General features: G+C 71.4%; 19 protein-coding genes. 8 read left to right on the top strand and 11 right to left on the bottom strand.

Going from position 1 to position 25,028, the window contains the following annotated elements:
• Nucleotides 1-147 precede the first annotated feature (147 nt).
• From AH6_RS35965 to AH6_RS35940, 6 genes are all read right to left on the bottom strand, one after another.
• Nucleotides 148-843: a class I SAM-dependent methyltransferase gene (locus tag AH6_RS35965; RefSeq protein ID WP_067489257.1), complete on the bottom strand. Its 696-nt coding sequence runs from the start codon at nucleotides 841-843 to the stop codon at nucleotides 148-150.
• Nucleotides 844-901: 58 nt separating this feature from the next.
• Nucleotides 902-4,492, bottom strand: a complete 3,591-nt coding sequence (locus tag AH6_RS35960) for a bifunctional glycosyltransferase/CDP-glycerol:glycerophosphate glycerophosphotransferase (protein WP_067489254.1) — start codon at nucleotides 4,490-4,492, stop codon at nucleotides 902-904.
• Between the two features lie 76 nt (nucleotides 4,493-4,568).
• The gene (locus AH6_RS35955) at nucleotides 4,569-6,524 is read right to left on the bottom strand and encodes an arabinofuranosyltransferase (protein ID WP_067489251.1); all 1,956 of its coding nucleotides are present in this window, start codon (nucleotides 6,522-6,524) and stop codon (nucleotides 4,569-4,571) included.
• Between the two features lie 9 nt (nucleotides 6,525-6,533).
• The gene (locus tag AH6_RS35950; RefSeq protein WP_067489248.1) at nucleotides 6,534-8,072 is read right to left on the bottom strand and encodes an NAD(P)/FAD-dependent oxidoreductase; all 1,539 of its coding nucleotides are present in this window, start codon (nucleotides 8,070-8,072) and stop codon (nucleotides 6,534-6,536) included.
• A gap of 167 nt (nucleotides 8,073-8,239) precedes the next feature.
• Entirely contained in the window at nucleotides 8,240-11,731 is a 3,492-nt protein-coding gene (locus AH6_RS35945; protein WP_067489246.1) for a bifunctional glycosyltransferase/CDP-glycerol:glycerophosphate glycerophosphotransferase, read from the bottom strand.
• A 135-nt stretch (nucleotides 11,732-11,866) separates the two neighbouring features.
• Nucleotides 11,867-12,772, bottom strand: coding sequence for a hydrogen peroxide-inducible genes activator (locus AH6_RS35940; RefSeq protein WP_245679623.1), 906 nt, complete (start codon nucleotides 12,770-12,772; stop codon nucleotides 11,867-11,869).
• Nucleotides 12,773-12,951: 179 nt separating this feature from the next.
• On the opposite strand from AH6_RS35940, the gene AH6_RS35935 reads away from it, so the two are divergent.
• The 3 genes from AH6_RS35935 (at nucleotide 12,952) to AH6_RS35925 (ending at nucleotide 15,205) form a co-directional block, all read left to right on the top strand.
• Complete coding sequence (locus AH6_RS35935; RefSeq protein WP_067489240.1) at nucleotides 12,952-13,506, top strand: peroxiredoxin; 555 nt, start codon at nucleotides 12,952-12,954, stop codon at nucleotides 13,504-13,506.
• Nucleotides 13,507-13,753: 247 nt separating this feature from the next.
• On the top strand, nucleotides 13,754-14,296 hold the full coding sequence (locus AH6_RS35930) for an alkyl hydroperoxide reductase (RefSeq protein ID WP_067489237.1): 543 nt from the start codon (nucleotides 13,754-13,756) through the stop codon (nucleotides 14,294-14,296).
• Between the two features lie 123 nt (nucleotides 14,297-14,419).
• A complete protein-coding gene (locus AH6_RS35925; RefSeq protein ID WP_169807961.1) occupies nucleotides 14,420-15,205 on the top strand; it encodes an SAM-dependent methyltransferase in 786 nt (261 codons plus the stop codon).
• A gap of 86 nt (nucleotides 15,206-15,291) precedes the next feature.
• On the opposite strand, the gene AH6_RS35920 is transcribed toward AH6_RS35925, so the two are convergent.
• Nucleotides 15,292-16,323: a zinc-dependent alcohol dehydrogenase family protein gene (locus AH6_RS35920; protein WP_067489230.1), complete on the bottom strand. Its 1,032-nt coding sequence runs from the start codon at nucleotides 16,321-16,323 to the stop codon at nucleotides 15,292-15,294.
• Between the two features lie 101 nt (nucleotides 16,324-16,424).
• Here AH6_RS35920 and AH6_RS35915 point away from each other — a divergent pair, with 101 nt between their 5' ends.
• Nucleotides 16,425-16,781: an ArsR/SmtB family transcription factor gene (locus tag AH6_RS35915; RefSeq protein WP_067489227.1), complete on the top strand. Its 357-nt coding sequence runs from the start codon at nucleotides 16,425-16,427 to the stop codon at nucleotides 16,779-16,781.
• 62 nt (nucleotides 16,782-16,843) lie between these two features.
• Here AH6_RS35915 and guaA read toward each other — a convergent pair whose 3' ends face one another.
• Entirely contained in the window at nucleotides 16,844-18,412 is a 1,569-nt protein-coding gene (guaA, locus tag AH6_RS35910) for a glutamine-hydrolyzing GMP synthase (protein ID WP_373861860.1), read from the bottom strand.
• Nucleotides 18,413-18,627: 215 nt separating this feature from the next.
• On the opposite strand from guaA, the gene AH6_RS35905 reads away from it, so the two are divergent.
• A complete protein-coding gene (locus AH6_RS35905; RefSeq protein ID WP_245679622.1) occupies nucleotides 18,628-19,557 on the top strand; it encodes a zinc metalloprotease in 930 nt (309 codons plus the stop codon).
• On the opposite strand, the gene guaD is transcribed toward AH6_RS35905, so the two are convergent.
• Nucleotides 19,545-20,825, bottom strand: coding sequence for a guanine deaminase (gene guaD, locus AH6_RS35900; protein WP_218006010.1), 1,281 nt, complete (start codon nucleotides 20,823-20,825; stop codon nucleotides 19,545-19,547). The genes AH6_RS35905 and guaD overlap by 13 nt on opposite strands.
• A gap of 2 nt (nucleotides 20,826-20,827) precedes the next feature.
• On the bottom strand, nucleotides 20,828-21,541 hold the full coding sequence (locus AH6_RS35895) for a DNA alkylation repair protein (RefSeq protein WP_083983808.1): 714 nt from the start codon (nucleotides 21,539-21,541) through the stop codon (nucleotides 20,828-20,830).
• 149 nt (nucleotides 21,542-21,690) lie between these two features.
• Between AH6_RS35895 and AH6_RS35890 the strand changes: the two genes are divergently transcribed.
• The gene (locus AH6_RS35890; protein WP_067489224.1) at nucleotides 21,691-22,575 is read left to right on the top strand and encodes a zinc metalloprotease; all 885 of its coding nucleotides are present in this window, start codon (nucleotides 21,691-21,693) and stop codon (nucleotides 22,573-22,575) included.
• 216 nt (nucleotides 22,576-22,791) lie between these two features.
• Nucleotides 22,792-23,076, top strand: a complete 285-nt coding sequence (locus tag AH6_RS35885) for a hypothetical protein (RefSeq protein WP_218006009.1) — start codon at nucleotides 22,792-22,794, stop codon at nucleotides 23,074-23,076.
• Nucleotides 23,077-23,421: 345 nt separating this feature from the next.
• On the opposite strand, the gene AH6_RS35880 is transcribed toward AH6_RS35885, so the two are convergent.
• Nucleotides 23,422-23,859: an ATP-binding protein gene (locus AH6_RS35880; protein WP_067489218.1), complete on the bottom strand. Its 438-nt coding sequence runs from the start codon at nucleotides 23,857-23,859 to the stop codon at nucleotides 23,422-23,424.
• Between the two features lie 208 nt (nucleotides 23,860-24,067).
• Here AH6_RS35880 and AH6_RS35875 point away from each other — a divergent pair, with 208 nt between their 5' ends.
• A complete protein-coding gene (locus AH6_RS35875; protein WP_067489215.1) occupies nucleotides 24,068-24,913 on the top strand; it encodes a GntR family transcriptional regulator in 846 nt (281 codons plus the stop codon).
• Nucleotides 24,914-25,028 lie beyond the last annotated feature (115 nt).

Genomic DNA, 25,028 nt, shown 5'->3' with positions numbered 1-25,028 from the left:
GGATGCTACGGAGCGCGGTTCGGGAACGACCGCCGTCCGCATTTCTTCCGAAGTCACCTGCACGCTACACATCCTTGCGTCGGAGGTTCTACGCGACCGTCGCCCGATGTTTCCTTGCGCATTTCTTTGCCGTTCCCGGGCGAACCGTTAAAGGCGGCGGACGCGTGCCATCAGCGAGACGCCCGGAAGTGACTTGACGGGCAGGTGCCGCTCGACCGCCACGATCGACCGCAACACCGCGTTCGTCAGCGGCGACAGCTCCTCCAGGTCGCAGCCGGTGGCCTTGCGGCGGCGCACCCGCACCACCGGGCGCAGCAGCACGTTCCAGCTCCACATCTCCTCCACCCGCAGCCCGGCCCCCTCCAGGACCTCGCGCAGGGAGGCGCGGGTGTAGCGGCGCACGTGCCCGAGCGCCACGTCGTGCGCCGACCACAGCGCCATGTCGCACGGCACGGTGACGAACCCGGCGCCGCCCGAGCGCAACACCCGCGCCATCTCGGCCGCGGCGGCGCGGTCGTCGTGGACGTGCTCCAGCACGTCCAGGGCCATGGCGAAGTCGACCGAACCCGAGGGAAGCGGCAGGTCACAGGCATCACCCTGGCACGCGTCCACGCCGCGCGAACGGGCGAAGTCCACGGCCGTCTCCGACATGTCGACCGCGACGGCCTCCCAGCCGTGCTCCAGCAGCACCCGCGTGTTCCCGCCCCCGGCCGCGCCGATGTCCACGGCCCGGCCCGGCGCGCCGAGCCGCCGCAACTGCTCGGCGATGATGCGGCGGCGCTCCTGGTACCACCAGTTCTGCTCCTCGACCGCGACGACGCGCTCGATCTCCAGCGTCTGCATAGCCCCGTCCTCAGTGTGTGTTGGTTGCGGTCCGCGCGCGGTGGCAGGACGCGCGGGATCAGCCCGCCAGCAGCCGGTCGACGGCCCGGCGCGCGGCGTCGCCGCCGCGGTGCGGGCAGAAGCGCGCGCTGAACTCCTGATAGGCGCGCGCGTGGGATTCACGTATCGTGTCGGCGTCGCGCACGGCGTCGATCAATTCCGCCGAAGTGCGCAACAACGGCCCGGGGGCGTCCTTTTCGAAATCGAAACAGAAGCCGCGGACGTCGTCACGATAACGTTCCAGGTCGTAGGTGAAGAAGAGCATCGGCCGGAGCGTCATGGCGAAGTCGAACAGCACCGACGAATAATCGGTGACGAGAATGTCGCTGATCAGGAGGAGTTCCGCGATGTCCGGATAGGCGGTGACGTCGATGACGAAAGCGCCGTCCGCGCCCGCCACGGTCTCCCCCACGTTGAAGTGGCCGCGCACCAGCAGCACGTGGTCGTCGCCGAGGGCGCGCCGGGCGGCGTCGAGGTCGATCCGCAGGTCCATCAGGTAGCCGTGGGACGCCCGCTGGTCGTCGCGCCAGGTCGGCGCGTAGAGCACCACGCGCTTGCCCGCGGGGACGCCGAGCCGCTCGCGGACCCGGCGCGCGCGGTCCTGCGGCAGGGTGGCCAGCAGGTCGTTGCGCGGGTAGCCGGTCTCCAGCACCTCGCCCTCGTAGCGGAACGCGCGCTGCAGGACGGGGGTGCTGAACGGGTTGGGCGACAGCAGCGCGTCCCACTTCGCGACGTCCTCGCCGAACCGGCGCAGGTAGTCGCGGGCCCCGTTGAAGCGGGGCGTGGCGATGTCGAACCCGATGCGCTTGAGCGGCGTGCCGTGCCAGGTCTGGAGGTAGAACTGGCCGGGCCGCTTCACCAGCCACTCCGGCTGCGGGTCGTTGCTGACCAGGTAGCGCGCCTGGGCCAGCGCGCGGTAGTGGGCGCGGCTGTCGTACAGGACGGCCTCGACGCCTTCCGGCGGGCGGCACCGGCCGTCGTGGCTGACCCAGAGGCACTCGATGTCGGGACGCCGGCGGCGCAGCTCTTCGTAGATGGCGCGGGGACTGTCGGAGAACTGGCGGCCCTTGAAGCTGTCGAACACCGCCAGCTCGCGCAGCGGCGCGGACCGGTAGCGGGGGTAGTCGTCGCGCTGCAACAACGCTTGCGGGTACCTGCCGCGCTCGTCGTCAGCCAGAGCGGCGGCCACCGCCAGCCGGAAGGCGCCCTGCTGGGACAGTTCGGGCGTGAAGCGGAGCAGTCCGGCCTCGCGCGGCTTGGGGAACGCCGCCACCACCTCGCGCGCGGCCCGGACGGGGGTCCCGGCGACGTCCTCGGCGAGCCAGGCACCGGCGGTGAGCGGGACGTCCTCGCCCAGCACGGGCAGGGCGGCCGGGTCGAACTCGAAGCGGAGGCCGTCGGGCGTACGCCGTCCCGGAATCTCGCGGCGGTCGCCGCTCTGCCGCAGCCGCAGGACGAGAACGGGCGCTGCACTCTCGGCCGCGCCCTCGGTCGCACTCTCGGCCGTGCCCACGACCGTGCCCACGACCGTGTCCTCAGCCGCGCGTTCGGCCGCGTCTTCGGCCACGTTCTCAACCGCGTCTTCAGCCGTGGCTTCGGCCGCGCCCCCGTCAGGGCCCTCGGCCGACAGCACCAGCTGGCCGTCCTCCCAGGCCGCGCCCGTCAGCACCAGCCCGTCCGGGCGCACCTCCACGCGCAGGTTGCCGCGCGTGCTCCGCCCGACGACCAGCAGCCCGCCGTCCATCCGGTGCCGCAGCTCGGGGACGTCGGACACCATCATCCGGAACGGCTTGCCCTGCCCCTCGGCCTCCAGCAGCACCGACCACCGGGCCTCAGCTTCGAGAAGATCCGGAGCGTTGGCGAACGGCGGTGCCGTCAGCGGCAGCCGCGCGGTGAACAGGACGCCCGTCCCCTCGGCCTGCTTCGTCCTGGCCGGGAAGCGCGCCACCGTGCGGTCGTTGTCATCGCTGAACAGCAGCTCGACGGGCCGCCCGGCCGGGCACGCCGCCGACCCCGTCAGCACCAGCTCCCCGCTTACGACCTCGGCCCCGGTCACCTCGACCTGCGGCGTCTTGACCTGCACGCCGAACCGGTCGTCGGGCAGCGGCACGGGCCGGATCCACACCCCGTCGGCGGGCCGCGACGCCTCCGGCCAGCGGTGCGCGCCGTGCGCGGGGAAGCCGAGCTGCCCGGCGCGGCGCAGGCCCCGGGTGCGGACCTCCGCGTGCAGCTCCCAGGTCGCCGTCCGCCACCGCTTGTCGGTGCGCAGCGCCGCCGCCGGGACCTCCACCTCGAAGCCCGACCAGTCGTACCCGGCGGTGGCGTACCGGGCGGCGGCCGTCACGTCGGGCCGGTGCGTGCGCCGCACCGGCAGCCGCACCACCGTGCCGGTGCGGGCGTCGCGCAGCCACACCTTGATCTGGGCCGCGCCGGGCGAGGACATGTCGAGCCGCCCGATGTAGGCGTGCCCCTCCAGCACCAGCGTCCCGTCGCGCCAGCGCGTCCGGTCCACCCGGCCCCACAGCGCCAGCTCGTCGGTAACGTCGTAGACCGCGTCGGGCACGTCCCGCCCGTAGAACGGGTAGCGCGCGTACCAGCGGGGCCGCAGCGCGCCCTTGCGGACGGCCTGCCCGAACGGCATCCGCCGCCGCTGGAACAGCAGCACCTCCAGCAGGTCGTCCATGCGGCCGTGCCGGATGAGGTGGTACTTCAGCCGCTTGAGCGCGTCGATCTCGGCCAGCAGCGCGTCGTCCACGTGCTCCAGGAACGCGGTGACGGCCACGCGCAGCCGCTCGCGGTAGGCCGCGTCGGCCTCGTCGGCCACGTTCACGAACAGCGCCAGGTCCGAGCCCAGCGCCGAGGTCAGGTAGCGGCGGCGCAGCTCGGGGTCGCGGCCCCGGAAGAACCCGGCGACCCGCGTGACCGAGCCGATGCGGTCCTCCATGTTGCCCGCCTCGGTGCGGCGCTGGGTGATGGAGCGGCAGTCGCCCTCGCGCTCGCGCCAGTGGTAGACGGTCTCGCGCAGCAGGTCCACGCTCCCGGCGAGCACGTGCGCGGGGACGGTCACCGGCGCGTCCTCGTACAGGCCGGGCGGGAACAGGAAGCCGTGCTCGGTCCAGAACGCGCGCCGGTACAGCTTGTTCCAGGCGGTCCGGTCGCCCAGCAGGTCGGGGCGGCGGGACACGTGGGTGCGCTCCTCCGGCGCCGTGAAGATCTTGCGGTGCATCGGGGAGGGGTGCAGGCCGAGCGAGTTCAGCCGCCGCACCGCGCCGCAGGCGATGTCGGAGCCGGTGCGCTCCAGCGAGCCGGCCAGCAGCTCGTAGGCGTTGGGCGGCACCACGTCGTCGCTGTCCACGAACGCCAGGTAGTCGCCGGTGGCCAGCGCCGCCCCGGCGTTGCGGGCCGGGCCGAGGCCCTGGTTGTCCTGCTGGACGAGCCGGAACCGCTCGTCGCGGTGCGCGAACGTCTTGGCGACGACGGCGCTGCCGTCCGGCGAGCCGTCGTCCACCATGATCACTTCGAGGTCGCGGTGCGTCTGCGCGGCCAGCGACTCCAGGCACTCGGCGAGGTACCGCTCGACGTTGTGGAAGGGGACGACGATGCTGATCACGGGTGCCAAGGCGGGGCTCCTCCAACTGGTCGCGGGATGGGGGCGGCGGGGCTGCGGCGCGGCGGCGCGCGGCCGGTCAGCCGCCCGGCGATCCGCGGCGGACCGCCATGACGAGGCCGTTCGGTAGGTCGGCCCGCGCGAAGGCGGGCGACGCGAACTGCCCAGGGGTGAACCGCACCCGGGTCGGGTGGCCGTAGGCCGTCCACTCCCAGTGCGGGCCCTTCCGCCTGAGGACGAAGGCGTCGATGCCCCCGAACGGGGTGCGCGCCGACGCGGCGGCGAAGCGGGCCGGGTCGCTGACCCGCGCGAGCTTCTTCAGCGCGCGGACGCGGGAGTACCAGTGCGTAGTGCTGCCCGAGGCGCTGCGGTCCACCCCGACGTAGCCGGGCCACGGCATGACGGCGAACAGCCGCTCGTCGACCGACAACGTGACCGGCCGCGCGCCCGGCCCCAGCACCGACCTGACCTGTTCGGCCACGGGACCGGCCGGGAACCAGCCCGCCCGCAGCCCCTCGGGCGCGAACGGCGAGTAGTTGCCGTCCGGGAGGGGCTCGGTGAAGGCGCGGGTGGCACTGTTGGGCGTCAGGGTCGCGGAGATCTGGAACTCCTCGCCCGCGCCACCGGACGGCGGCGCGCCGGGTAGCCACGTCCGCCACATCTCCACGCCGGTCCAGGCCACCAGCACCGCCAGCGCGAGCACGGGCAGCCCGGCGGGCGCGGACGCCTGGAGGCGGCGCGCGACGACGGGCGCGGCGCGCGTCACGGTCAGGACGCCCGCGCACGCCAACACGACTTGGATGAGGCCGTCGGTGTAGTGCAGGACCTTGGTGTGCCCGTTCAGCACGTAGCCCGCCAAGAACACCAGCCGGTACAGGTAGGCGCTGGCCAGCAGCACCAGCAGCGTCTCGGCCCAGCGCTCGCGCCGCCGGTACCAGACCAGGCCGGCGAGCCCGGCCAGTTCCAGCGCGCCCAGCGGCGTCGCGGCCAGGAACGGCATGGGGTGGTCGAGCATCCGCGTGCTGTTGAACACGTCGGTCATCTGGAGCCCGCGCGTGGCCATGATGGCCAGGTACGGGCCGAGGTACCACGAGGCGGCGACGGCGGCGGTGAGCACGAGGCCCAGCAGGTGCAGCGCGTAGCGGCGGCGGTCCGGCGACCGTCGCCAGGCCAGCACGGCGAGGGTGACGATGCCGAGCGCCGCGAACATCAGGTAGCCCTGGTACAGCAGCACCATCAGGCCGCCGAGCAGGCCCGCGACGGCCCAGTGCAGCCGGTCGCGGCGCGCGGGGGCGGCGACGGCGGCCAGCGTCCACGGCACGACGACCATCAGCGCGAAGACCTCGAACGCCTTGTCCGGCCGGGGGAACACCACCAGCGAGACGACGGCCAGCGCCAGCGCGACCGGCGCGGCCACCGACCGCCGCCACAACACGAAGCACACCACGACCGCGAGCGAGCAGGCGATCGCCTCGGCCGCGCCGAACAGCCGCCACGCCGGGACGTCCAGCAGGACCCCGGCGCGGCCGATCAGCCACGGGTACAGCGGCGGGTACTCCGACGGCGCGGCCTGCACGATGCCGTCGCTGCTGTGCATGGTCACCGTGTGCCGCATGGCCAGCGCCGACAGCCGGCCCTTGTCGCCGCGCAGCCCGGCGTAGCCGTAGGCCGCGCCGGTGAGGCCGACGCGCATGGTGAACGCCGTCCACACCGCGAAGAGCCCGGCCGCGACACCACAGACCACCGCAACCGCCCGGCCACCGCCGCCCCGGCGCATCGCCGTCGCCGTGATCGCCGTCGCCAGCAGCAGCGCCGCCCCCACCACGATGGGGATCATCGCCGTGCGCAGCCGGAACGGGTCGGCCCCGAGCGCGCCCGGCGCCCAGAGCGCCACCGGCAGCAGCGCCGCGTACACGGCCACGGCCGCCGCCGTCGCGCCCGGCCGGGGTGCCCGCCACCGCGTGCGCGCGGTGGGCTTCCCGGTCGCGGACGGCGCGTCGGCGGCGGCCGTCGCGGAGGTCGCTGTGTCCAGCATCGCCGGTCGTTACCGGGAGGCGACCGGGGGCCGCCCGGCCGTCTCCTGCGGTCCGGTGGAGCGCGGCGCGGGCACGACCGGCGCGGAGCGGCCGGTCCCGGCGGGCGCGCCGCCGCTCTTGGTCTCGTGGTAGTCGGCCTCGACGTTGACGGCCCAGATGTCGTGCTCCGCGCCCTCCACCAGGTTCTCCACGGTCAGCATGGCCGTGAGCATCGAGTGGTCCTGGTTGTTGTAGCGGTGCATGCCGTTGCGGCCGACCGGGTGCACGTCGGGCCACTCGGCGGCCAGGTAGGCGCGCAGCGTCTCGACGTTGGCGGCGTAGTCGGCGTCGTAGACCGGGTACGCCTTGGGCATCCGGACCACGTGCCCGGCCTCGACGGCGTCGGCGTCCACCAGGCCGAGCCGGTCCAGCTCGCGGCGGCCGAGCTCGACCAGGTCGGCGTCCTCGGCGCTCCACAGGTCGTCGCCCTCGTTGACGAAGTACTCCAGGCCGAGGCAGGTGCGCCCGTCCTTGACCAGGTACGGCGACCAGGACCCGAAGTTCTGCACCCGGCCGAGGCGCACCTCGGGCGAGTGGATGTAGATCCAGTTGTCGGGGAAGGAGTACTTCTCCGGCACCACCAGCGCCACCGTCAGGAAGTCGCGGTAGGCGAGGCCGCGCGCGGCCGCCAGCACCTCCGGCGGGGCCTGCGGCGTCAGCGCGTCGATCAGCGCGGCCATCGGCATGGACGAGATGAGCTGGCGGCAGGCGACGGTGCGCTCGGCGCCGTCGGCGGAGCGGGTGGTCAGCTCCAGGCCGCCGTCGGCGGCGCGGGAGATGCGCTCGACGCGGGTGCCGAGGCGCACCTCCGACCCGGTGTCCTGGAGCTTCTCGGCGCACGCCTCCCACATCATCCCGGGCCCGTACTTGGGGTAGCGGAACTCCTCGATGAGGCTGGTGATGTCCTTCTGGTTCCGCTTGGGCATCAGCGCGTTGACGATGGCCTTGGCCAGCGACAGGTTCTTGATGCGCTGGGCGGCCCAGTCGGCCTGGATGGAGGCGGCGGGCACCCCCCACACCTTCTCGGTGTAGGTCTTGAAGAAGATCCGGTAGAGCCGCCAGCCGAACCGCGCGGCGACCCAGCCCTCGAAGGTGGTCTGGTCCTTGGGCGGGCGGAGGCGCGCCCAGGCGTAGGAGCCCAGGCAGCGCAGCGCCTCCGGCACGCCGAGGTTGGACAGCGCGTTCTGGGCGCGTAGCGGGTAGTCGAAGAACTTGCGGTCGTAGTAGATGCGGCTCATGCGCGGGCGCAGCAGGAAGTCGTCCGGGCCGAGGATCTCGTTCCAGAAGTCCTCCACCCGCTGGACCTTGGTGAAGAAGCGGTGGCCGCCGATGTCGAAGCGCCAGCCGTCGCGCAGCACCGTCTGGGAGATGCCGCCGACCACCTGGTCGGCCTCCAGGACCAGGCAGCGCCGGTCGCGGCGGGCCAGCTCGAACGCGGCGGTCAGGCCGGCCGGCCCGCCGCCCACGGCAGCGAACTCGACCTGCTCCGCCTCAGGGCCAACCACCATCTACTGCTCCGATCGAAGTTCTCGCATGAACGTGCGAAATTCAGAAAGTAACGACTCGCTGACGGCGCGTGCGTGCGCGCCGAATTCGTTTGCCGAAGGATGGGCGCGTGCTTGACGGCAAATGGACGCTCGCTGGAGCCGTCCTTGCCCTGGCGCGGGAACGCCGGCTAGGAGAGCCCGCCAAATACCTGGTCCACGACGCGGGCGGTGGCCTTTCCGTCGTCCAGCGCGCAGTGCAGCCGGGCGAATTCGGCGTAGGCGTCGGCGTGCTCGGCGGCGACCTCGTCGATGCGCGCGATGGCGTCCACGACCTGCTCGCCGGTCCGTAGCAGCGGGCCGGGGGCGAGCTTCTCGAAGTCGAAGTAGAAGCCGCGCAGCTCGTCCCGGTAGTTCTCCAGGTCGTAGGTGAAGAAGAGCATCGGGCGGCCGGTGATGGCGAAGTCGAACATGACCGACGAGTAGTCGGTGACGAGGATGTCGCTGATCAGGAGCAGTTCCTGCATCTCCGGATAGAGCGACACGTCGAAGACGAAACCCTCGCCGCTGCCGGGCAGGCGGTCCACGATGTTGGGGTGGCGGCGGACCATCAGGACGTGGTCGTCGCCGAGTTCGGCGCGCATGCGCTCCAGGTCCAGGCGCAGGTCCAGGCGGTAGCGGCCACGGCCGTAGAAACGGTCGTCGCGCCAGGTCGGCGCGTACAGCACGACCTTCTTGCCCGCCGGGACGCCGATGCGCTCGCGGACGGCCTCGGCGACCTTGTCGCGGTCGTCGGCGTGGAAGATGTCGTTGCGCGGGTAGCCGGTCTCCAGGACGTCGCCCTCGTACCCGAACGCCTTCTTGAGGATCGGCGTGCACCAGGGACTCGGCGAGACCAGGCGGTCCCACTGCCCGATCTCGGTGCGCAGCCGCTCGTGGTAGTCGCGGGCGGCGAAGCGCACCTTCTCGATGTCGAACCCGATGCGCTTGAGGGTCGCGCCGTGCCAGGTCTGCACGACGCGCTGCCCCTTGCGGCGGCGGAACCACATCGGCAGGTGGCTGTTGGTGACCACGTACGCCGAGCGGGCCAGCGCCTCGTAGTAGGCGCGGCTGCCCCGGCGCACCACGGTCAGCCCCTCGGGCGGCGCGGCCTGCCCATCGGCGACGACCCACAGCAGGTCCAGGTCGGTGCCGCGGCGGCGCAGCTCCTCCAGGATGGCGCGCGGGCTGTCGGAGTACTGGCGGCCGAAGTAGCTCTCGAACACCGCCTGCCGCAACATCGGCTCGTCGCGCAGCGCCGGGTAGACCTCGCCGGTCAGCCGGTTCTGCCGCTGCCGGCCGGTCTCCTCGGCGGGCAGGTCGCCGAGCACGCGCAGCCGCAGCGCCAGGTCGGGCCCGGCGGACAGCGCGAGGCGGCGGCCGTCGCGCAGCACCTCCTCCAGCGGGGGCGGCGCGGCGGCCTGGACGGGCGCGTCGCGGGTGCCGTCGTCGCAGACCAGCCGCACGTACATGCGGTAGGTGCCCTTGGGCAGCGGCAGCGCGCCCGCCAGCGACTCCACCCGGCACGGGTCGAACTCGACGGCGAAGCAGCCGTCGTGGTGCTCCAGCGGGAACAGGTGCTCCCCGACGCGCCCGTCGGCCTTGACGACCAGCCCGGCGGCCAGCTCGGCGCGCACCGGCAGGCCGCCCGCGATCCGCAGGCCGCCGGGGGTGTGGTCGACGGTGTCGGCGAGCGGCCGCACGGGCCGGGCCACCAGCTCCAGGTGGCCGGTGGCCGAGCGCAGCGCGACGATCTCGCGGCCGTCGGCGCCGTGCCGGACCGGCAGCGCGGGCGCGGGCAGGATCAGCGGCGTCGCGGTGCCGTCCGCGCCGACCAGCTCGATCCGCCAGGCGGTGGTGTCGCCGAACGCGGCGGCCTCCGGGCCGTCCTCGGCGAACACCGGCGCGGGCGCCGACGGCAGCAGCTCGGCCAGCGGCAGCCGGGTGGTGAAGCCCGCGCCCTCGGGGCCGCGGGTCAGCGGGTGCAGCTGCGGCGCGCAGCCGGGCAGCCGGGTGATGCGCAGGTGGCTGCCCCACAGCAGCCTGGCCGGGGCCGAGCACGACAACTCCAGCGTCCCGCCGGTCGGCTCCATCCCGGTGACGATCACCGCGTCGTCGCCGGTGCGCACCACCAGGTCGCCGCCCGCCGCCCACTCCGGGCGCACCCACACGCCGCCGACCTGGCGGGCCTCCAGGCGGCGCGCGGCCGCCGACGGCGAGCGCAGATCCACGCGGCGGAAGATGCCGCGGTTCAGCATCCACAACTCCACGCGCCAGGCGGTGCCCTTCCCGGCGAGCCGGCGCGGGTCCACGATGATCCGGTAGCCGCTCCAGTCGTGGCCGGACGCGGCGGACGCGGCCGCCGGCGTGGCGGCGCGGTCGAAGGTCGCCACCCGCACCGGCACCCGCTCGCCGGTCTCGCGGCACACCAGCCAGGCCATCATCCGCTGCTGCCAGCGGCGGCGCGGCGTCAGCCAGCGCAGCCGCGCCGAGCCCTCCACCACCAGGCGCTCGCCGTCCCAGGCGACCGACTCGGCCTTCTGCCGGACCTCCAGCTCCTCGCCGAGCCGGTAGACGTGGTCGGGCACGCCCGGCTGCGCGTCGCCGAAGAACGGGTAGGCGGCGTAGTAGCGCACCCCGCGCCGGATCACGCCCGCGCGGGCCATCTCGCGGCTCTTCTCGAAGGTCAGCGTCTCCAGCAGCTCGGGCATCAGGCGGCGGCCGACCAGGTGCCACTTGAGCCGGTCGATGACCTTCAGGCCCGCGACGGTCTCGGGGTCGCACTCGGCGAGGTAGGTGTTGGCCTGGTCGAGGAAGCGCGCCCGGTAGTCCTCGTCGCCCTCGTCCAGGACCTGGAGGAACAGGCGCAGGTCGTCGGCCAGCACCGCCTGGTCCCAGCGGCGCTTCTGGTCGGTCAGGCCCTGGTCGGACAGGAACCGGGCGACGGTGCGGACCGCCTGCACGCGGTGCTCCAGCGCGCCCTCGCGGGTGCGGTTCTGGGTGATGGAGCGGTCCTCGTCGGGGCGGACGCGCCACAGGTAGACCGGGGCCTCCAGCACGTCCACGGCCGAGGCCAGGAAGTGCGCGGAGATCGCGATGAGGATGTCCTCGTGCAGCACGCCCTCGGGGAACTCGAAGCCCTGCTCGTCCCAGAACGAGCGCCGCCACAACTTGTTGGTGACCAGCCGGTCCACCAGCAGCTCGTCGCGGCGGGTGACGTGGGTGGCGTGCACGGTCTCGGCGAACGCGCGGCGGTGCATCGGGGACTGGCGGACCCCGGCGGCGTCGAAGCGCTGCACGTTCCCGGCGGCGAAGTCCGAGCCCGTCTCCTCCAGCGCGGTCAGCAGGTACTCCAGCGCGTGGGGCGGCAGCAGGTCGTCGGAGTCGACGAACGCCAGGTACTCCCCGCACGCCTCGGCGACGCCGGCGTTGCGGGCCGCGCCCAGGCCCGCGTTGTCCTGGCGGATCAGCCGGAAGCGGTCGTCGCGCTCGGCGAACTTGGCGGCGACGCGGCCGCTGCCGTCGGTGGAGCCGTCGTCGACCATGACGACCTCGATGCCGGCCAGGGACTGCGCGGCCAGCGACCGCAGGCAGGCGTCGAGGTAGGGCTCGACGTTGTAGACCGGCACGACGACGCTGATCATGGGAGACAAGGAGCGCTCCTGCTGCTGGAGGACGGGGGCCGGGTGCGGAACCGGCGCCCCGCCAGCATGGTTACGCAGAGCATTCGCATGACTGCGCATCGCGAATGCTGGACCGTCCGCTGACCCAGTCTTGACCTACGCGGGCTGGCGCACGTTGACGTCGCTCTCGGCGACGGCGGCGCGGATGGTGTCGGCGAGCGCGCGGAACTCGTCGGCGCGCGGGGAGGTGGCGCGGTAGCCCAGGCCGATGCGCCGGAAGGGGGCGGGCGCGGCGAAGCGGTGCTCGCTGAGGCCGGGGGCGCGGCGCGTCTCGACGGGCAGCGCGGTCTCGGGGACCAGCGTGACGCCGAGGCCGCCGGACACGAGCTGGACGAGGGTGGAGAGGCTGGTGGCGTAGGTCGCGGCGGCGGCGCGGGCCCCGGCCTCGCGGCAGACGTCCAGGGCCTGGTCGCGGAGGCAGTGGCCCTCGTTGAGCAGGATCACATCCAGCTCGTTGAGCACCTGGCGCTGCACCGGCCCGTCCAGGCGCGAGGAGGCGGGGGCCACCAGGACGAAGTCCTCCTCGTAGAGCGTGAGTTCAGTCACGCCATGGGCGGGCGCGGGCAGCGCGAGCACCACCACGTCGAGGCGTCCGGCGAGCAGCTCGGCGACGATCGTCTCGGTCTGCTCCTCGTGCACCGACAGTTCGAGATCGGGGAACCCGGCGGCCAGCCGGGGCAGCACCGGCGGCAGCAGGTACGGCGCCACCGTGGGGATGACGCCGAGCCGCAGCGGCCCCACCAGCGGCCCGCGCACCGCGTGCACCTCGTCCACGAGTCGGTCCAGGTCGGCGAGGATGTGCTGGGCGCGGCGGGCGACGCGCTCCCCCGCCGCGGTGAGGAGCACCCGGCGTGTCGTACGCTCCACCAGCCGGGTGTTCAAACTCTCCTCAAGAGCCGCCACGGCGCCGGACAAGGCGGGCTGGCTCATGCGCAGCGCGGCGGCGGCGTCCCGGAAGTGCAGGTGCTCGGCCAGTGCGGCGAAGGCGCGCAACTGGGCCACCGTGGGTCTGCTGATAGCAAACTCCTATCACGTTGACGCGATAGATCGATTTCTCTTTTCACGATACCTGAGGCACTCTGAGTGACGCCGGTGGACGGGCGCGGCCCGCCCTCCCGGCCCCACCCACTCGACCCACCCTGTTCAGGTGGGTGACACACGCGAAAAACCAAGGAGCCTGCGTGCTTACTGTCGGTGACCAGTTCCCCGAGTACGAGCTGACCGCCTGCGTGTCCCTGGACGCTGACAACGCGTTCGAGACGATCAACCACAAGTCCTACGAGGGCAAGTGGCGCGTCGTGTTCTTCTGGCCCAAGGACTTCACCTTCGTGTGTCCGACCGAGATCGCCGAGTTCGGCCGTCTCAACGAGGAGTTCGCCGACCGCGACGCGCAGGTCCTGGGCGCCTCGGTCGACAACGAGTTCGTGCACTACGCCTGGCGCAAGGACCACCCGGACCTGCGCGAGCTGCCGTTCCCGATGCTCTCGGACCTGAACCGCGAGCTCGCCGGCGCCCTGGGCATCCTGACCGAGGACGGCGTCGCCCAGCGCGCCACCTTCATCGTGGACCAGAACAACGAGATCCAGTTCACGATGGTGACCGCGGGCTCGGTCGGCCGGAACGTCAAGGAGGTCCTGCGGGTCCTCGACGCCCTGCAGTCCGACGAGCTGTGCCCGTGCAACTGGAACAAGGGCGAGGACACCCTCGACGCCGGCAAGCTGATGGCGGGTGCCTGACAGAGCCCCGGCCCAGGGGCGCTCGCCTGGCGGCTCGCACCCCTGACCGTGTCTTGGCGAGTGCCGCATCGCTTCGCGATCTGGATCGGCGGGACTCGCCTCCGGCATCGCCCCGCCGATCCAGTCAGTCACTCGCGTGACGGCTGAGGTCCTCGCGTCGAGGACCGCGCGCCTTCACCCCGTAACACCCCGACGGCCGGCCGCCGTGTCGCGCGGCCGGCCGTTCGTTTGAAAGGACCCAGGAACCATGAGCGTTGACGCGCTGAAGTCGTCCCTTCCGGACTACGCCAAGGACACCAAGCTCAACCTGGGCTCGGTGACCTCCACCTCCCAGCTCAGCGAGCAGCAGCTCTGGGGCACCGTGCTGGCCACCGCGCTGGCCAGCCGCAACCCGGTCGTCATCCGGGAACTGGCCGAGGAGGCGGGCGACTACCTGTCGGCCGAGGCGTTCGACGCCGCCAAGGGCGCCGCCTCGATCATGGCCATGAACAACGTCTACTACCGCTCCACGCACCTGCTGAGCGACGACACCTACGGCACCCTGCGCGCGGGCCTGCGGATGAACATCATCGGCAAGCCGGGCGTGGACAAGGTCGACTTCGAGCTGTGGTGCCTCGCCGTCTCGGCCATCAACGGCTGCGGCCAGTGCCTGGACTCGCACGAGCGGGTGCTGCGCGAGGCGGGCATGCCGCGCGAGCAGATCCAGGAGGCGATCAAGATCGCCGCCGTGGTGCACGCCGCCGCGCTGACCCTGGAGGGCGAGGCCGCCCTGGCCCCCGCCACGGTCTGACCCCCCGAACCCCGAAAGGCCCGGACGCCCGCCGTCCGGGCCTTTCGCGTCCCCTGCCAAAGCCACCGGAAGTGCCCTAGCATCCACGGTCAAGCGCGCCCGCCGCCGACCCGAGAGGTGCTCGTGGAACCCGACGCCATCGACCCTTCCCGTCCGGCACCGGCCCGGATCTACGACTACTTCCTGGGCGGCAAGGACAACTTCGAGTCCGACCGCGCGGTGGCCGAGCAGCTCATCGCCCTGGACCCCGAGGTGGTGCGGGCCGTCCGCGAGAACCGCCGCTTCCTCGGCGCGGCCGTGCGCCACCTGGTGCGCGAGGAGGGCGTCCGCCAGTTCCTGGACATCGGCGCGGGCCTGCCCACGCAGGACAACGTGCACCAGGTGGCCCACCGCGACGCCCCGGACGCCCGCGTCGTCTACGTGGACAACGACCCGATGGTGCTGACCCACGGCCGGGCCCTGCTGGACGGCGGCAACACGACGATCGTGCAGGCGGACCTGCGCGACGCCGCCGGGATCCTGGACCACCCCGAGGTGCAGAAACTGATCGACTTCACCGAGCCGGTGGCGATCCTGCTGGTGGCGGTCCTGCACTTCATCCGGGACGAGGAGGACCCGGCGTCCCTGGTGGCGACGCTGCGCGACGCCCTCCCGCCGGGCGGCTTCCTGGTGCTGACCCACGGCACGGCCGACGGCGTGGACGGCAAGCTGAAAGCGGCGACCGAGGCGTACCGACCGGCCAGCTCCCAGCTGTCCCTGCGCTCCCGCGACGAGGTGGAACCGTTCTTCGGCGACCTGGAACTGCTGGCCCCGGGCCTGACCTGGATCCAGGACTGGTGGCCCCCGACCCCGATCACCTCGACCGAGCAAAAGGGCCTCTACGCAGCGGTAGCCCGCAAGAACCCCTGATCCACCTGCACAAACACACTTTCGATTCCCTTCTCCGGACACGTAGCGCGAGAATGGGTAACGTTCGGCGACATGTCCGGACGTCGTCATGACGCGCTGAACGACCTGGTGCGCACCGCTCCCCACCTGACAGTGATGACGATCTTGCCTATCTGGTTGCCCGCCTCCATATAGCGGTGGGCCTCGGCGGTCTCGGCCAGGTCGAAGGTGCGGTCCACCACGGGCTGGAAGGCTCCGCTGCTCAGGCCCGAGTTGACGAACGCCGCGGCGCGGCGCAGGCGCTCGGGGTCCCGGGTCGTCTCGTGGATCGTGTAGGTGCGCATGTTCAGCGCGGGCATCCCGAGCTCGAAGCCCGGGTACGGGGTCGGCAGGCCGCTCACCATCCCGTACAGGAACAGCGTCCCGCCGGGCGCGACGGCCTTCGCCAGGTCCAGCACGCCGGGGCCCGCCACGCTGTCGAAGACGAACTCGGCACCCCGGCCCGCCGTCAGGTCCAGTACGCGCGACGCGACGTCCTCCTCGTCGGTGACGATCACCTCGGCCGCCCCCGCCTTGAGCAGCGCGTCCTTCTTCGCGCGGGTCCGCGTGGTGGCGATGGGCACCGCGCCCACGCGGCGCGCGATCTGGATCGCGGCGAGGCCCACGCTGCTGGAGGCCGCCGTCAGCACCACCGTGTCCCCGGCGGACATGCCGCCGACCTCCACCAGCGCCCCGTATGCCGTCACGTACGGCATCCACACCGCCGCGCCCTCGACCGCGCCGACCCCCTCGGGACGGTGCACGACCGCGGCGGCGGGGACGATCGCGCGCTCCGCGTAGACCCCGTAGTCGTTCATCGAGAAGCTGGGCACCACGCTGATCCGCTGCCCTGCCTCGAAGCCCGTGACGTCCGCGCCCACGGCCTCGACCACGCCCGCCGCCTCGGTCCCGAGCCGTGCGGGGAACCGCCGCACCGGCTCGATGTAGTTGCCGCTGCGGAACAACGTCTCGGCCCGGTTGAGCCCGATCGCCTCCACCCGGATCGCCAGCTCACCGGGGCCGGGCTCGCCGACCTCCACGTCCTCCAGCCGCAACACTTCCGGGCCGCCGTGCTCGTGGAACCGCACCGTCCTGGCCATCGCACATCTCCTTCGCGTCAGTGGCGCTCACCGCCGCGCCCAGCCAAACCCATAAGTACGATCATTGTCAAACTTCGATGCTCGTCGTACGATAAGGCACCATGGCAACGACACGGCGCACCGCGCAGGACCGCGTCCCGCCCCACCCCGACCTCGGCACGGTCACCCTCCAGCAGGTGCTCGAAGCCCTGGTCGACCCGGTGCGGCGCCTGATCGTCGGCGAGCTGCACGCCGCGCGCGAGGACCTCCCCTGCGGCGCGATCGACCTGCCGGTCGGCAAGTCCACCGCCACCCACCACTTCCACGTGCTGCGCGAGGCCGGGCTCATCCGCCAGTACTACGCCGGCACCTCCCGCATGAACGCGCTGCGCCGGGAGGAGGTCGACGAGGCCTTCCCCGGCCTGCTGGAGGCCCTGGTGATCGGGCCCCGGCGCCGGGCGGGCCGACCCGTCGCCTGAAACGCCGAGGGCCCGGCCGGACGTGGCGTCCGGCCGGGCCCTCGCTCCCCGTCAGGGGCGGGTCACTCCCACTCGATGGTGCCCGGGGGCTTGCTCGTGATGTCCACGGTCACGCGGTTGATCTCGCGCACCTCGTTGGTGATGCGGGTGGAGATCTTCTGGAGCACCTCGTAGGGCAGCCGGGCCCAGTCCGCGGTCATGGCGTCCTCGCTGGTCACCGGGCGCAACACCACCGGGTGGCCGTAGGTGCGGCCGTCGCCCTGCACGCCCACCGAGCGCACGTCGGCGAGCAGCACCACCGGGAACTGCCAGATCTCGCGGTCCAGCCCGGCGCGGGTCAGCTCCTCGCGGGCGATCGCGTCGGCCTCGCGCAGGATGTCCAGGCGCTCGCGGTCGACCGCGCCGATGATCCGGATGCCGAGGCCGGGGCCCGGGAACGGCTGGCGCCACACGATCTCGGCGGGCAGGCCGAGCTGCTCGCCGAGCGCGCGCACCTCGTCCTTGAACAACGCGCGCAGCGGCTCGACCAGCTGGAACTGGAGGTCGTCGGGCAGGCCGCCGACGTTGTGGTGCGACTTGATGTTGGCCGCGCCGGTGCCGCCGCCCGACTCCACCACGTCCGGGTACAGCGTGCCCTGGACCAGGAACTCCACCGGCTCGGGGGCGTCCGCGCCGACGATCTCGCGCGCGGCCTCCTCGAAGACCCGGATGAACTCGCGGCCGATGATCTTCCGCTTCTCCTCGGGGTCGGTGACCCCGGCGAGCGCGGCCAGGAAGCGCTCCTGGGCGTCCACCACGTGCAGGTTGACGCCGGTGGCGGCGACGAAGTCCTTCTCCACCTGCTCGGCCTCGCCCTTGCGCAGCAGGCCGTGGTCGACGAACACGCAGGTCAGCTGGTCGCCGATGGCGCGCTGCACCAGCGCGGCGGCCACCGCCGAGTCGACGCCGCCCGACAGGCCGCAGATCGCGCGCTTGCCGCCGACGCGGTCGCGGACCGCGTCGATCTGCTCCTCGGCGATGTTGACCATGGTCCAGCCGGGGCGGCAGCCCGCGCCCTCGTACAGGAAGCGGCGCAGCACCTCCAGCCCGTGCTCGGTGTGCAGCACCTCGGGGTGGAACTGCACGCCGTAGAAGCCGCGCTCGCGGTCCTCCATGCCGGCGACCGGCGTCACGTCGGTGCTCGCGGTGACGGTGAAGCCCGCCGGGGCCTGGCTCACGAAGTCGCGGTGCGACATCCACACCGCCTGCTCGCCGGGCAGGCCCTCGAACAACATGCCGGGGTCGGTCACCGCGATGGTCGCGCCGCCGTACTCGGCCACGTCGGAGTTGGCCACGGTGCCGCCGAGCGCCTGCGCCATCACCTGGTGGCCGTAGCAGATGCCGAGCGTCGGCACTTTCAGGTCGAACAGGCCCTCGGGCGCGGCCGGGGCGCCCTCCTCGTACACCGAGGAGGGACCGCCCGACAGGATGATCGCCTTGGGCTTCTTCGCCAGCATCTCGGCCGCCGGCATGGTGGACGGCACGATCTCGCTGAACACATGGCACTCACGGACCCGTCGCGCGATCAGCTGCGCGTACTGCGCGCCGAAGTCGACGACGAGGACGGTGTCAAAATTCTGGTCTACGGCCACCAACAGCGCCTTTCGCAGGAGCACGACGGGATCAGGCGGAGGATTCCAGTCTACGGGCCCGCTGCCTGCGCCGATGCGGTCGCCCGTTATGACGGATGACACGCAGCGTTTCCGACCGGTAACGGTCGGCTCCCGTTTCGCCGGACCCCGCCCGTGGCGACCGGCCCCTCTGGTACCAGTTGGTGACGGTGCGTATCCCCTCCCCAAGGAGTGCCGTGAAGCTGCTGGCCGCCGCCGTCCTCGTCGCCGCCGCCTTGGTGCCGGCCGTCCCGCCCACCGCGCTGACCGGGGCTGCGGCGTCCGGCGGGGGCGGCTGCGCACCGGACGCGGCCCGCGTGCGGCCCGGCGCGCACGGCGTCCGCGAGCGCAACGAGCTGACGCCCGGGGCCGCGCAGGCGGTCGAGAACGAACTGTCGGCGCTGCTGGCCCGCCTGGGCTCGGCACCCGACGCGCGGGCGCGCGCACGCGCGGCCGGGGTGACGCAGCTCACCGTCCCGGTCTATGTGCACGTGCTGCACGACGGGAGCGAGGGCAACCTGCCCGAGGCGAAGATCCGGGAGCAGATCAACGTGCTGAACTCGGCGTACGGGGGCGGCTACGGGGGCTCGGACACGGGTGTCTCGTTCAGCCTGAAGGGCGTGACCCGCTCCGACAACGCCAACTGGTACCGCGACGCCGAGGCCTACGAGACCACCTACAAACCGAGGCTGCGCAAGGGCGGCGCGGGCACCCTCAACCTCTACACCGCCAGCCTGGGCGAGGAACTGCTGGGCTGGTCCACCTTCCCGTGGGAGTACAAGGCCCAGCCGAAGCTGGACGGCGTCGTCATCCACATCGGCAGCATGCCCGGCGGGTCGATCCCGAACTTCAACCGCGGTTTCAGCGCCACGCACGAGGTCGGCCACTGGCTCGGGCTCTTCCACACCTTCCAGGACGGCTGCGGCGGCCAGGGCGACCGCGTCTCCGACACCCCGCCCGAGCGCGACCCCACCAATGGCTGCCCGACCGGCAAGGACACCTGTGCGGGCGGCGATGCGGACCCCGTCCACAACTTCATGGACTACGGGTGGGACGCCTGCATGAACCAGTTCACCGCCGGTCAGGGCGACCGGATGCGCAAGGTGTGGGCGGCCTACCGGGGATGAGCGCGGCGGCCCATGACGTAGGTGGCCTTGACGGCGCGCTCGTCGCCGAGCATCGCCAGGGCGAACAGGCGTTCGTGGATGTCGCCCACGTTTTCGGTACGGCGCTTGAGGACGGGTGTGGCGGCGAAGTCCAGCACTACGAAATCGGCCTCAGCCCCGGAATGGAAGCCGCCGATACGATCCTCCAATTGCAGAGCCTCCGCTGCTCCTCGCGTCATCAGGTAGAAGCCCTGGAGGGCGGTGAGGTGGTCGCCCTGGAGAGCCGACACCTTGTAAGCCTCGTTCAAAGTAGCGAGCAGCGAGTACGAGGTTCCCGCCCCCACATCTGTGCCGAACGCTACACGCACACCCGCACGGCGAGCCCGCGCCAGGGGAAACAGGCCGCTGCCTAGGAAAAGGTTGGACGTGGGACAGAACGCTATGCCCGCGCCCTTGCTGCGTAGGACGTCCCAGTCTGCGGGGCCGTCGGTCCAGATGCAGTGCGCCCATACGCTGCGAGGCCCGACCATGCCGCACTGGTCGTAGACGTCCAGATACGAGCGCGGCTTGAGGTCGGCGAAGCGCTCTAGGGAGTGGTCGACCTCGTCGCGGGTCTCGGCCAGGTGGCTCTGCATCCAGAGGTCGTGCTCGCGGTAGAGGCGTCCGGCCATACGCAGCAGCTCCACTGTTGACGTGGGGCCGAAACGCGGCGTCATGGCGTAGAGCGCGCGGCCCTCGCCGTGCCAGCGTTCGATGAGCTCGCGGCAGTCGTCCTCGGCCTGCCCCACGCTCGGGTCGAGCAGTTCGTCCGGGGCACCGGTGTCCATCAGGACCTTGCCCGCGACCATGCGCAGGTCACGTTCCTTGGCGGCGGCGAAGAAAGCGTCGGTGGAGGTCTTGAAGGACGTGGTGTGGACGCAGGCGGTGGTGGTGCCTGCCGCCAGCATCATGTCCAGGAACGCGCTTGACGCTTCCCGCGCGTAGTCGACGTCCCGGAACTTCGCCTCGGCTGGATACACATAGTCCTTGAGCCAGGCCATGAGATCGCCGCCGGGGCTGGCGATGGCGTCGACCTGCCCCGAGTGGGCGTGCGCGTCGATGAAGCCCGGCAGGATCAGGTCGTCCCGGTAGTCCTGCACGGCGTTGACGCGCTGCTCGCCCGTCAGCTCGTCCCAGCGTGCGACACGTTCGACGTGGCCGCTCTCGTCCACGACGAGCGCGCCGTCCTCCACCAGGTGAACGTCCTGCTCCCCCGAGAACCACAGAACGGTTCCCCGATACACGGCCACGGTCAGCGCCTCCGGTAAGCGTCCAGCAACCCTTGGGCGTCCGCTTCGGGCAACCTGCGGACCGCCTCTCGGATGGTTACCCCGGAAATCGTGCCGATCCTCTCGGTGACCCACTTGTGAACCCAGGCGGGGTCCTTCTTGGACAACTCGCGCAGCACCCAGCCGAGGGCCTTGCGGATGAAGAACTCGCGCTCGCCGATCACCAGGTCCCCGTAACGGGAGATACGTCCCAGATCAGGCCGCCCGCTCCGGACGCCAGGCAAAAGAGCGAGCAGAGCCGTCCGCCGCACCCACATGCAGGAATCCCCGACCCACACATCGAGCACCTCACCCGAAGCCAGCTGACCCACGACCTTCTCGGCAAGCCCGTCCACGTAGACCCAGCTGGCGGAGTCGCGGACCAACCGCTCGACAAAACCGACATCTTTCGGCTCCAGCAATCGAACCCAGCGCACCAAAATCTCGATTGCGGCCATCCGCGCCTCATGCACGGCAAGGCCGCTTTCGGTCAGCGTCCACAGGGTTTCGGCAAGCGCCAGGGCATCGTCACGACTGCGCACCGCCGCCGTCCGCGCGACCTTCCGCACCTCGGGGACCGTCGTCCCCAGATGCACGAAATCGCTCTTGAGGTAGCGCTTCTCCCCTTCGGCACGACCGGGAACGGCCCGCCGCCGCATTTCCGCCACGATCCGGGCGGTCTCCTCCTCGACGTCCACGGAGCAACGCTACGCCCGCGTCCCCCGCGATCCGCCGTATCCCCGCATACGCAATTTGACGGTAGTTGCGGCCTTTCTAGTGACTTACCCATGTTTTAGCGGTTCTATAACCACGCCCCACCGGCCCCTCCGCTCCCCCTAGGAGACCCGTGAAACGAGCCCGCGTCATCGCCGTCGCCCTCGCCGCGTTCGCCTCCGTGACGGCCCACGCCCCCGCCACCGTGGCCGCCGCCCCCACCACCGACTGCGCCCCGCAGAACGCCCGCGTCCGCGCCGGAGCGCACGTGAAGGAGCGCAACCAGCCGAGCGCCGCCAAGGCGGCCGCGATGGAGAAGGACTTCCGCGGCAAGGTCCAGACCCTGAGCGCCAACCGGACCAACTGGACGAAGCCGCTGGTGATCCGGGTGCACTTCCAGGTCGTCCACAACGGCACCGAGGGCAACGTCCCGACCAGGCAGCTCCTCAAGCAGCTGCTGGTGATGAACCAGGGCTTCGCCAAGCAGCAGATCTACTTCGTGCCCGCCTCGGTCAAGCGGGTGAAGAACGCCGCCTGGTTCAGCGACCCGGAGGGCAACGAGCAGGCGATGAAGACGGCGCTGCGCAAGGGCGGCCGGGCCGACCTGAACTTCTACACCGCCGACCTGGGCGAGAGCCTGCTGGGCTGGGCGACGTTCCCGACGGACTACGCGGCCGACCCGAAGCTGGACGGCGTGGTGGTGCACTACCAGAGCCTGCCGGGCGGAGCGATCACGAACTACAACGAGGGCGACACGGGCACCCACGAGGTGGGCCACTGGATGGGCCTGTACCACACGTTCCAGGACGGCTGCGGAACCGCCGGCGACCGCGTGGCCGACACGCCGGAGGAGGAGAGCCCGGCACAGGGCTGCCCGACGGGCCGCGACACGTGCCCGGCCCCGGGCGCGGACCCGATCCACAACTTCATGGACTACAGCTACGACGCGTGCATGTACGAGTTCACGAAGGGCCAGGGCCAGCGAATGCGAGAAATGTGGGCGGCCTACCGAGCCTGACCCCACCCTCCGCATCCGACAGAGCGCCCCGCTGGGTGGCGGGGTGCTCTGTCACGTCCATGCCTTGGCAGGCGGCAGCAGCTCATCGCTGATTTGGGCAGAGCCCGTGTAGAGCAGGATGGCCTGCGGGATAATCCCAACATGGCCGTCTCTCTAGCGACGCCACCCACAGCTGAGGTTCTGCGGACGCGCTACCAAGCACGCTTGCCCGCGTCATTGGACGAGCTGGTCGGACCATCACACGGAACAGCGCACCTTCCGCTGCACATCGCATGGTCGGGGAGGACGGTCTTCGACCTGGAAAAGCCCAAGCAGCGGATGAGCGTCTACCGAACGGTTCTCGTCGAAGGCCAGCGCGACGACCTGATGGTCTTGCTGAACAAGGATCTGCTCACCGCCCAGTGGCCGTTCCTACGGAACTTGGTCAGCCGGACGATCCGTGAGGTATGGGAGTCCGCGTTCACTGAGTTGGCCGCAGTCCGCCCCGCCACCACCACATGAAACCGACCGACCTGCGCCGCCGGCTTCCCTTGACGGACAAGTACGGTCTGTCCTGGCGCTGGACGACGTCATCGACACCAAAGTGCGGGCACTGGCCGATCGCGGCGCGGCCCGTGATCTCATCGACGTGCACGCCGCCACCCGGTATCGCACGACCGCCGACTGGAGAACCCGGACCGCCGTCATGCCCGGGAGCCCTTTGACCTCCAGGAACTTCATGATCGCTTGGCCGGGGCGGACTGGTACGAGGACGAAGAGTTCATCGCCTACGGCCTCAAGGCCGCGGACGTAACGGCGCTGCGGGTGGCGGGCCTGGGAGTGGGGCAAAGATCTCGCTGCGCTCTGTCATGTCTGGCAGCTGGGCGGGATTTCCATGAGCGCGTAGACGGTCTTCCATCCGCCTGCGGAGCGGCGCTGTCCCCAGTGCAAGGCGAGCGCTTCCACCAGGAACAGGCCGCGTCCGGACTCGCCCTCTGCTCCCGGCTTCTGGAGGACGGCGGATTCCTGGTGCTCGTCGGACACCTCGATGACCAGCACCGTGGGCCACTTGAGCAGGGCGAACCCGATGAGGTGGCCCGGAACTTTGGCGACGGCGTTCGTCACCAGTTCGGAGACGACCAGCAGACTGTCGTCCACGATGGCGGCGAGTCCCCATTTGTGCAGGTGAGCCTCGGCCAGGTCGCGCAGCAGACCGACGGAGGAGGGGACCGCCAGGGCGGCGCGCTCCAGCTTCTCTTCGCGGAGGCGTTCGGGGGGACGGTGGTCTGGGCTGTGTGGGGGCATGACACGTCCTCGCGATGTACCGGGCATCCGTGCGGCAGAACGCTTGTCCGCGTCTTCACCCCGGGTATTGACGGAACGGAGAGTATGGATCTACGCGGCGAGACCGCAGCTATTTGTTACAACAAAAGGCCGTCACCATGTGAACATGATGAACGGCGGAACGTGACCCGTCAATAGCTTCAACAAAACCGCTGAGGAGTGAGCGCCTGTGGGGTCGGCTCGGTACCACGAGATCGCTGACAGCCTGCGCCGCCGGATCAGGGACGGGGAATGGGGACCCGGCGACACGCTGCCGCGCCATGTGGATCTCGCCGAGGAGTTCGGCGTCTCACGTAACGTCGTCGCACGGGCCATCGCCGCGCTGGAAGATGAGGGCCTGCTCTGGGCTGTGCCCCGACGTGGAACGATCGTCCGCCCCGACAAGCGGCGCGTCCTCATGCGCACCCACGTGGTACGCCGTAACACTCGGCATGAGATCGACGGTCGGCAGGTGGCGGGAGGCTACAGCTTCCCCGCCGCCCAGGGCGACGAGTTGTGGGTGCACCACACCGAACCGACGGTCGGGGAAGAACCCATGACCGACACCCGGCTGGCGCACATGCTCAACGTCAAGCCCGGCTCCCTGGTGCTGCGCCGACAGCGGGTGACGGGTCCGCCGAACGAGCCCCCGTTCCAGGTCAGCAACTCTTGGATTCATCCACGCGGCGTCGAGGCTGCACCGGAAGTGCGGGAACCGTATGGCACGGGACCGGGAGCTTGGCTCGACCGGCTAGAGGAGGCCGGGCACGGGCCGATCGAATGGCTGGAACGGCGTCGGGCCAGGATGCCCGAGGCGGAAGAGGCGGCTTTGCTCCAGATCCCGATCTCGCTGCCCGTCTGGGAGATCGTTCGGATTGGCTACTCGGGCGGAGATGAGAACGCCATCGAGGTCACCCAGGTCGTCATCCCGTCCGACCGGATGGAGGAAGTGTCCCGCCTCCAGCGCGACGACTCCGCCCGCTGGCCACACCACGGCGACGGCCCGGACGGACGGCCTGTGGCTCCCCTGGAGTGAGCGGTCGGCCCGGTTCGTGTCCGTCCCTGACCTGCAACTCCAGCCCCGTGCCCTGCACCTGACCAACGACCCCAGCCCGCGCCCGAACATGCCCACCGACCCCGGCCACCGGGGG

This window comes from Actinomadura hibisca NBRC 15177 (genome assembly GCF_001552635.1).
Taxonomy (GTDB): Bacteria; Actinomycetota; Actinomycetes; order Streptosporangiales; family Streptosporangiaceae; genus Spirillospora; species Spirillospora hibisca.
Note: the sequence above shows the minus strand (reverse complement) of the source record. Positions and strands in the feature narration are given on the sequence as shown.

Coding starts and splice junctions, on each gene's coding strand:
- AH6_RS35945 (WP_067489246.1), bottom strand. CDS start 11,731: ATGATCAGCGTCGTCGTGCCGGTCTACAACGTCGAGCCCTACCTCGAC.
- AH6_RS35950 (WP_067489248.1), bottom strand. CDS start 8,072: ATGGTGGTTGGCCCTGAGGCGGAGCAGGTCGAGTTCGCTGCCGTGGGC.
- AH6_RS35930 (WP_067489237.1), top strand. CDS start 13,754: ATGAGCGTTGACGCGCTGAAGTCGTCCCTTCCGGACTACGCCAAGGAC.
- AH6_RS35965 (WP_067489257.1), bottom strand. CDS start 843: ATGCAGACGCTGGAGATCGAGCGCGTCGTCGCGGTCGAGGAGCAGAAC.
- AH6_RS35915 (WP_067489227.1), top strand. CDS start 16,425: ATGGCAACGACACGGCGCACCGCGCAGGACCGCGTCCCGCCCCACCCC.
- AH6_RS35920 (WP_067489230.1), bottom strand. CDS start 16,323: ATGGCCAGGACGGTGCGGTTCCACGAGCACGGCGGCCCGGAAGTGTTG.
- AH6_RS35880 (WP_067489218.1), bottom strand. CDS start 23,859: ATGCCCCCACACAGCCCAGACCACCGTCCCCCCGAACGCCTCCGCGAA.
- AH6_RS35955 (WP_067489251.1), bottom strand. CDS start 6,524: ATGCTGGACACAGCGACCTCCGCGACGGCCGCCGCCGACGCGCCGTCC.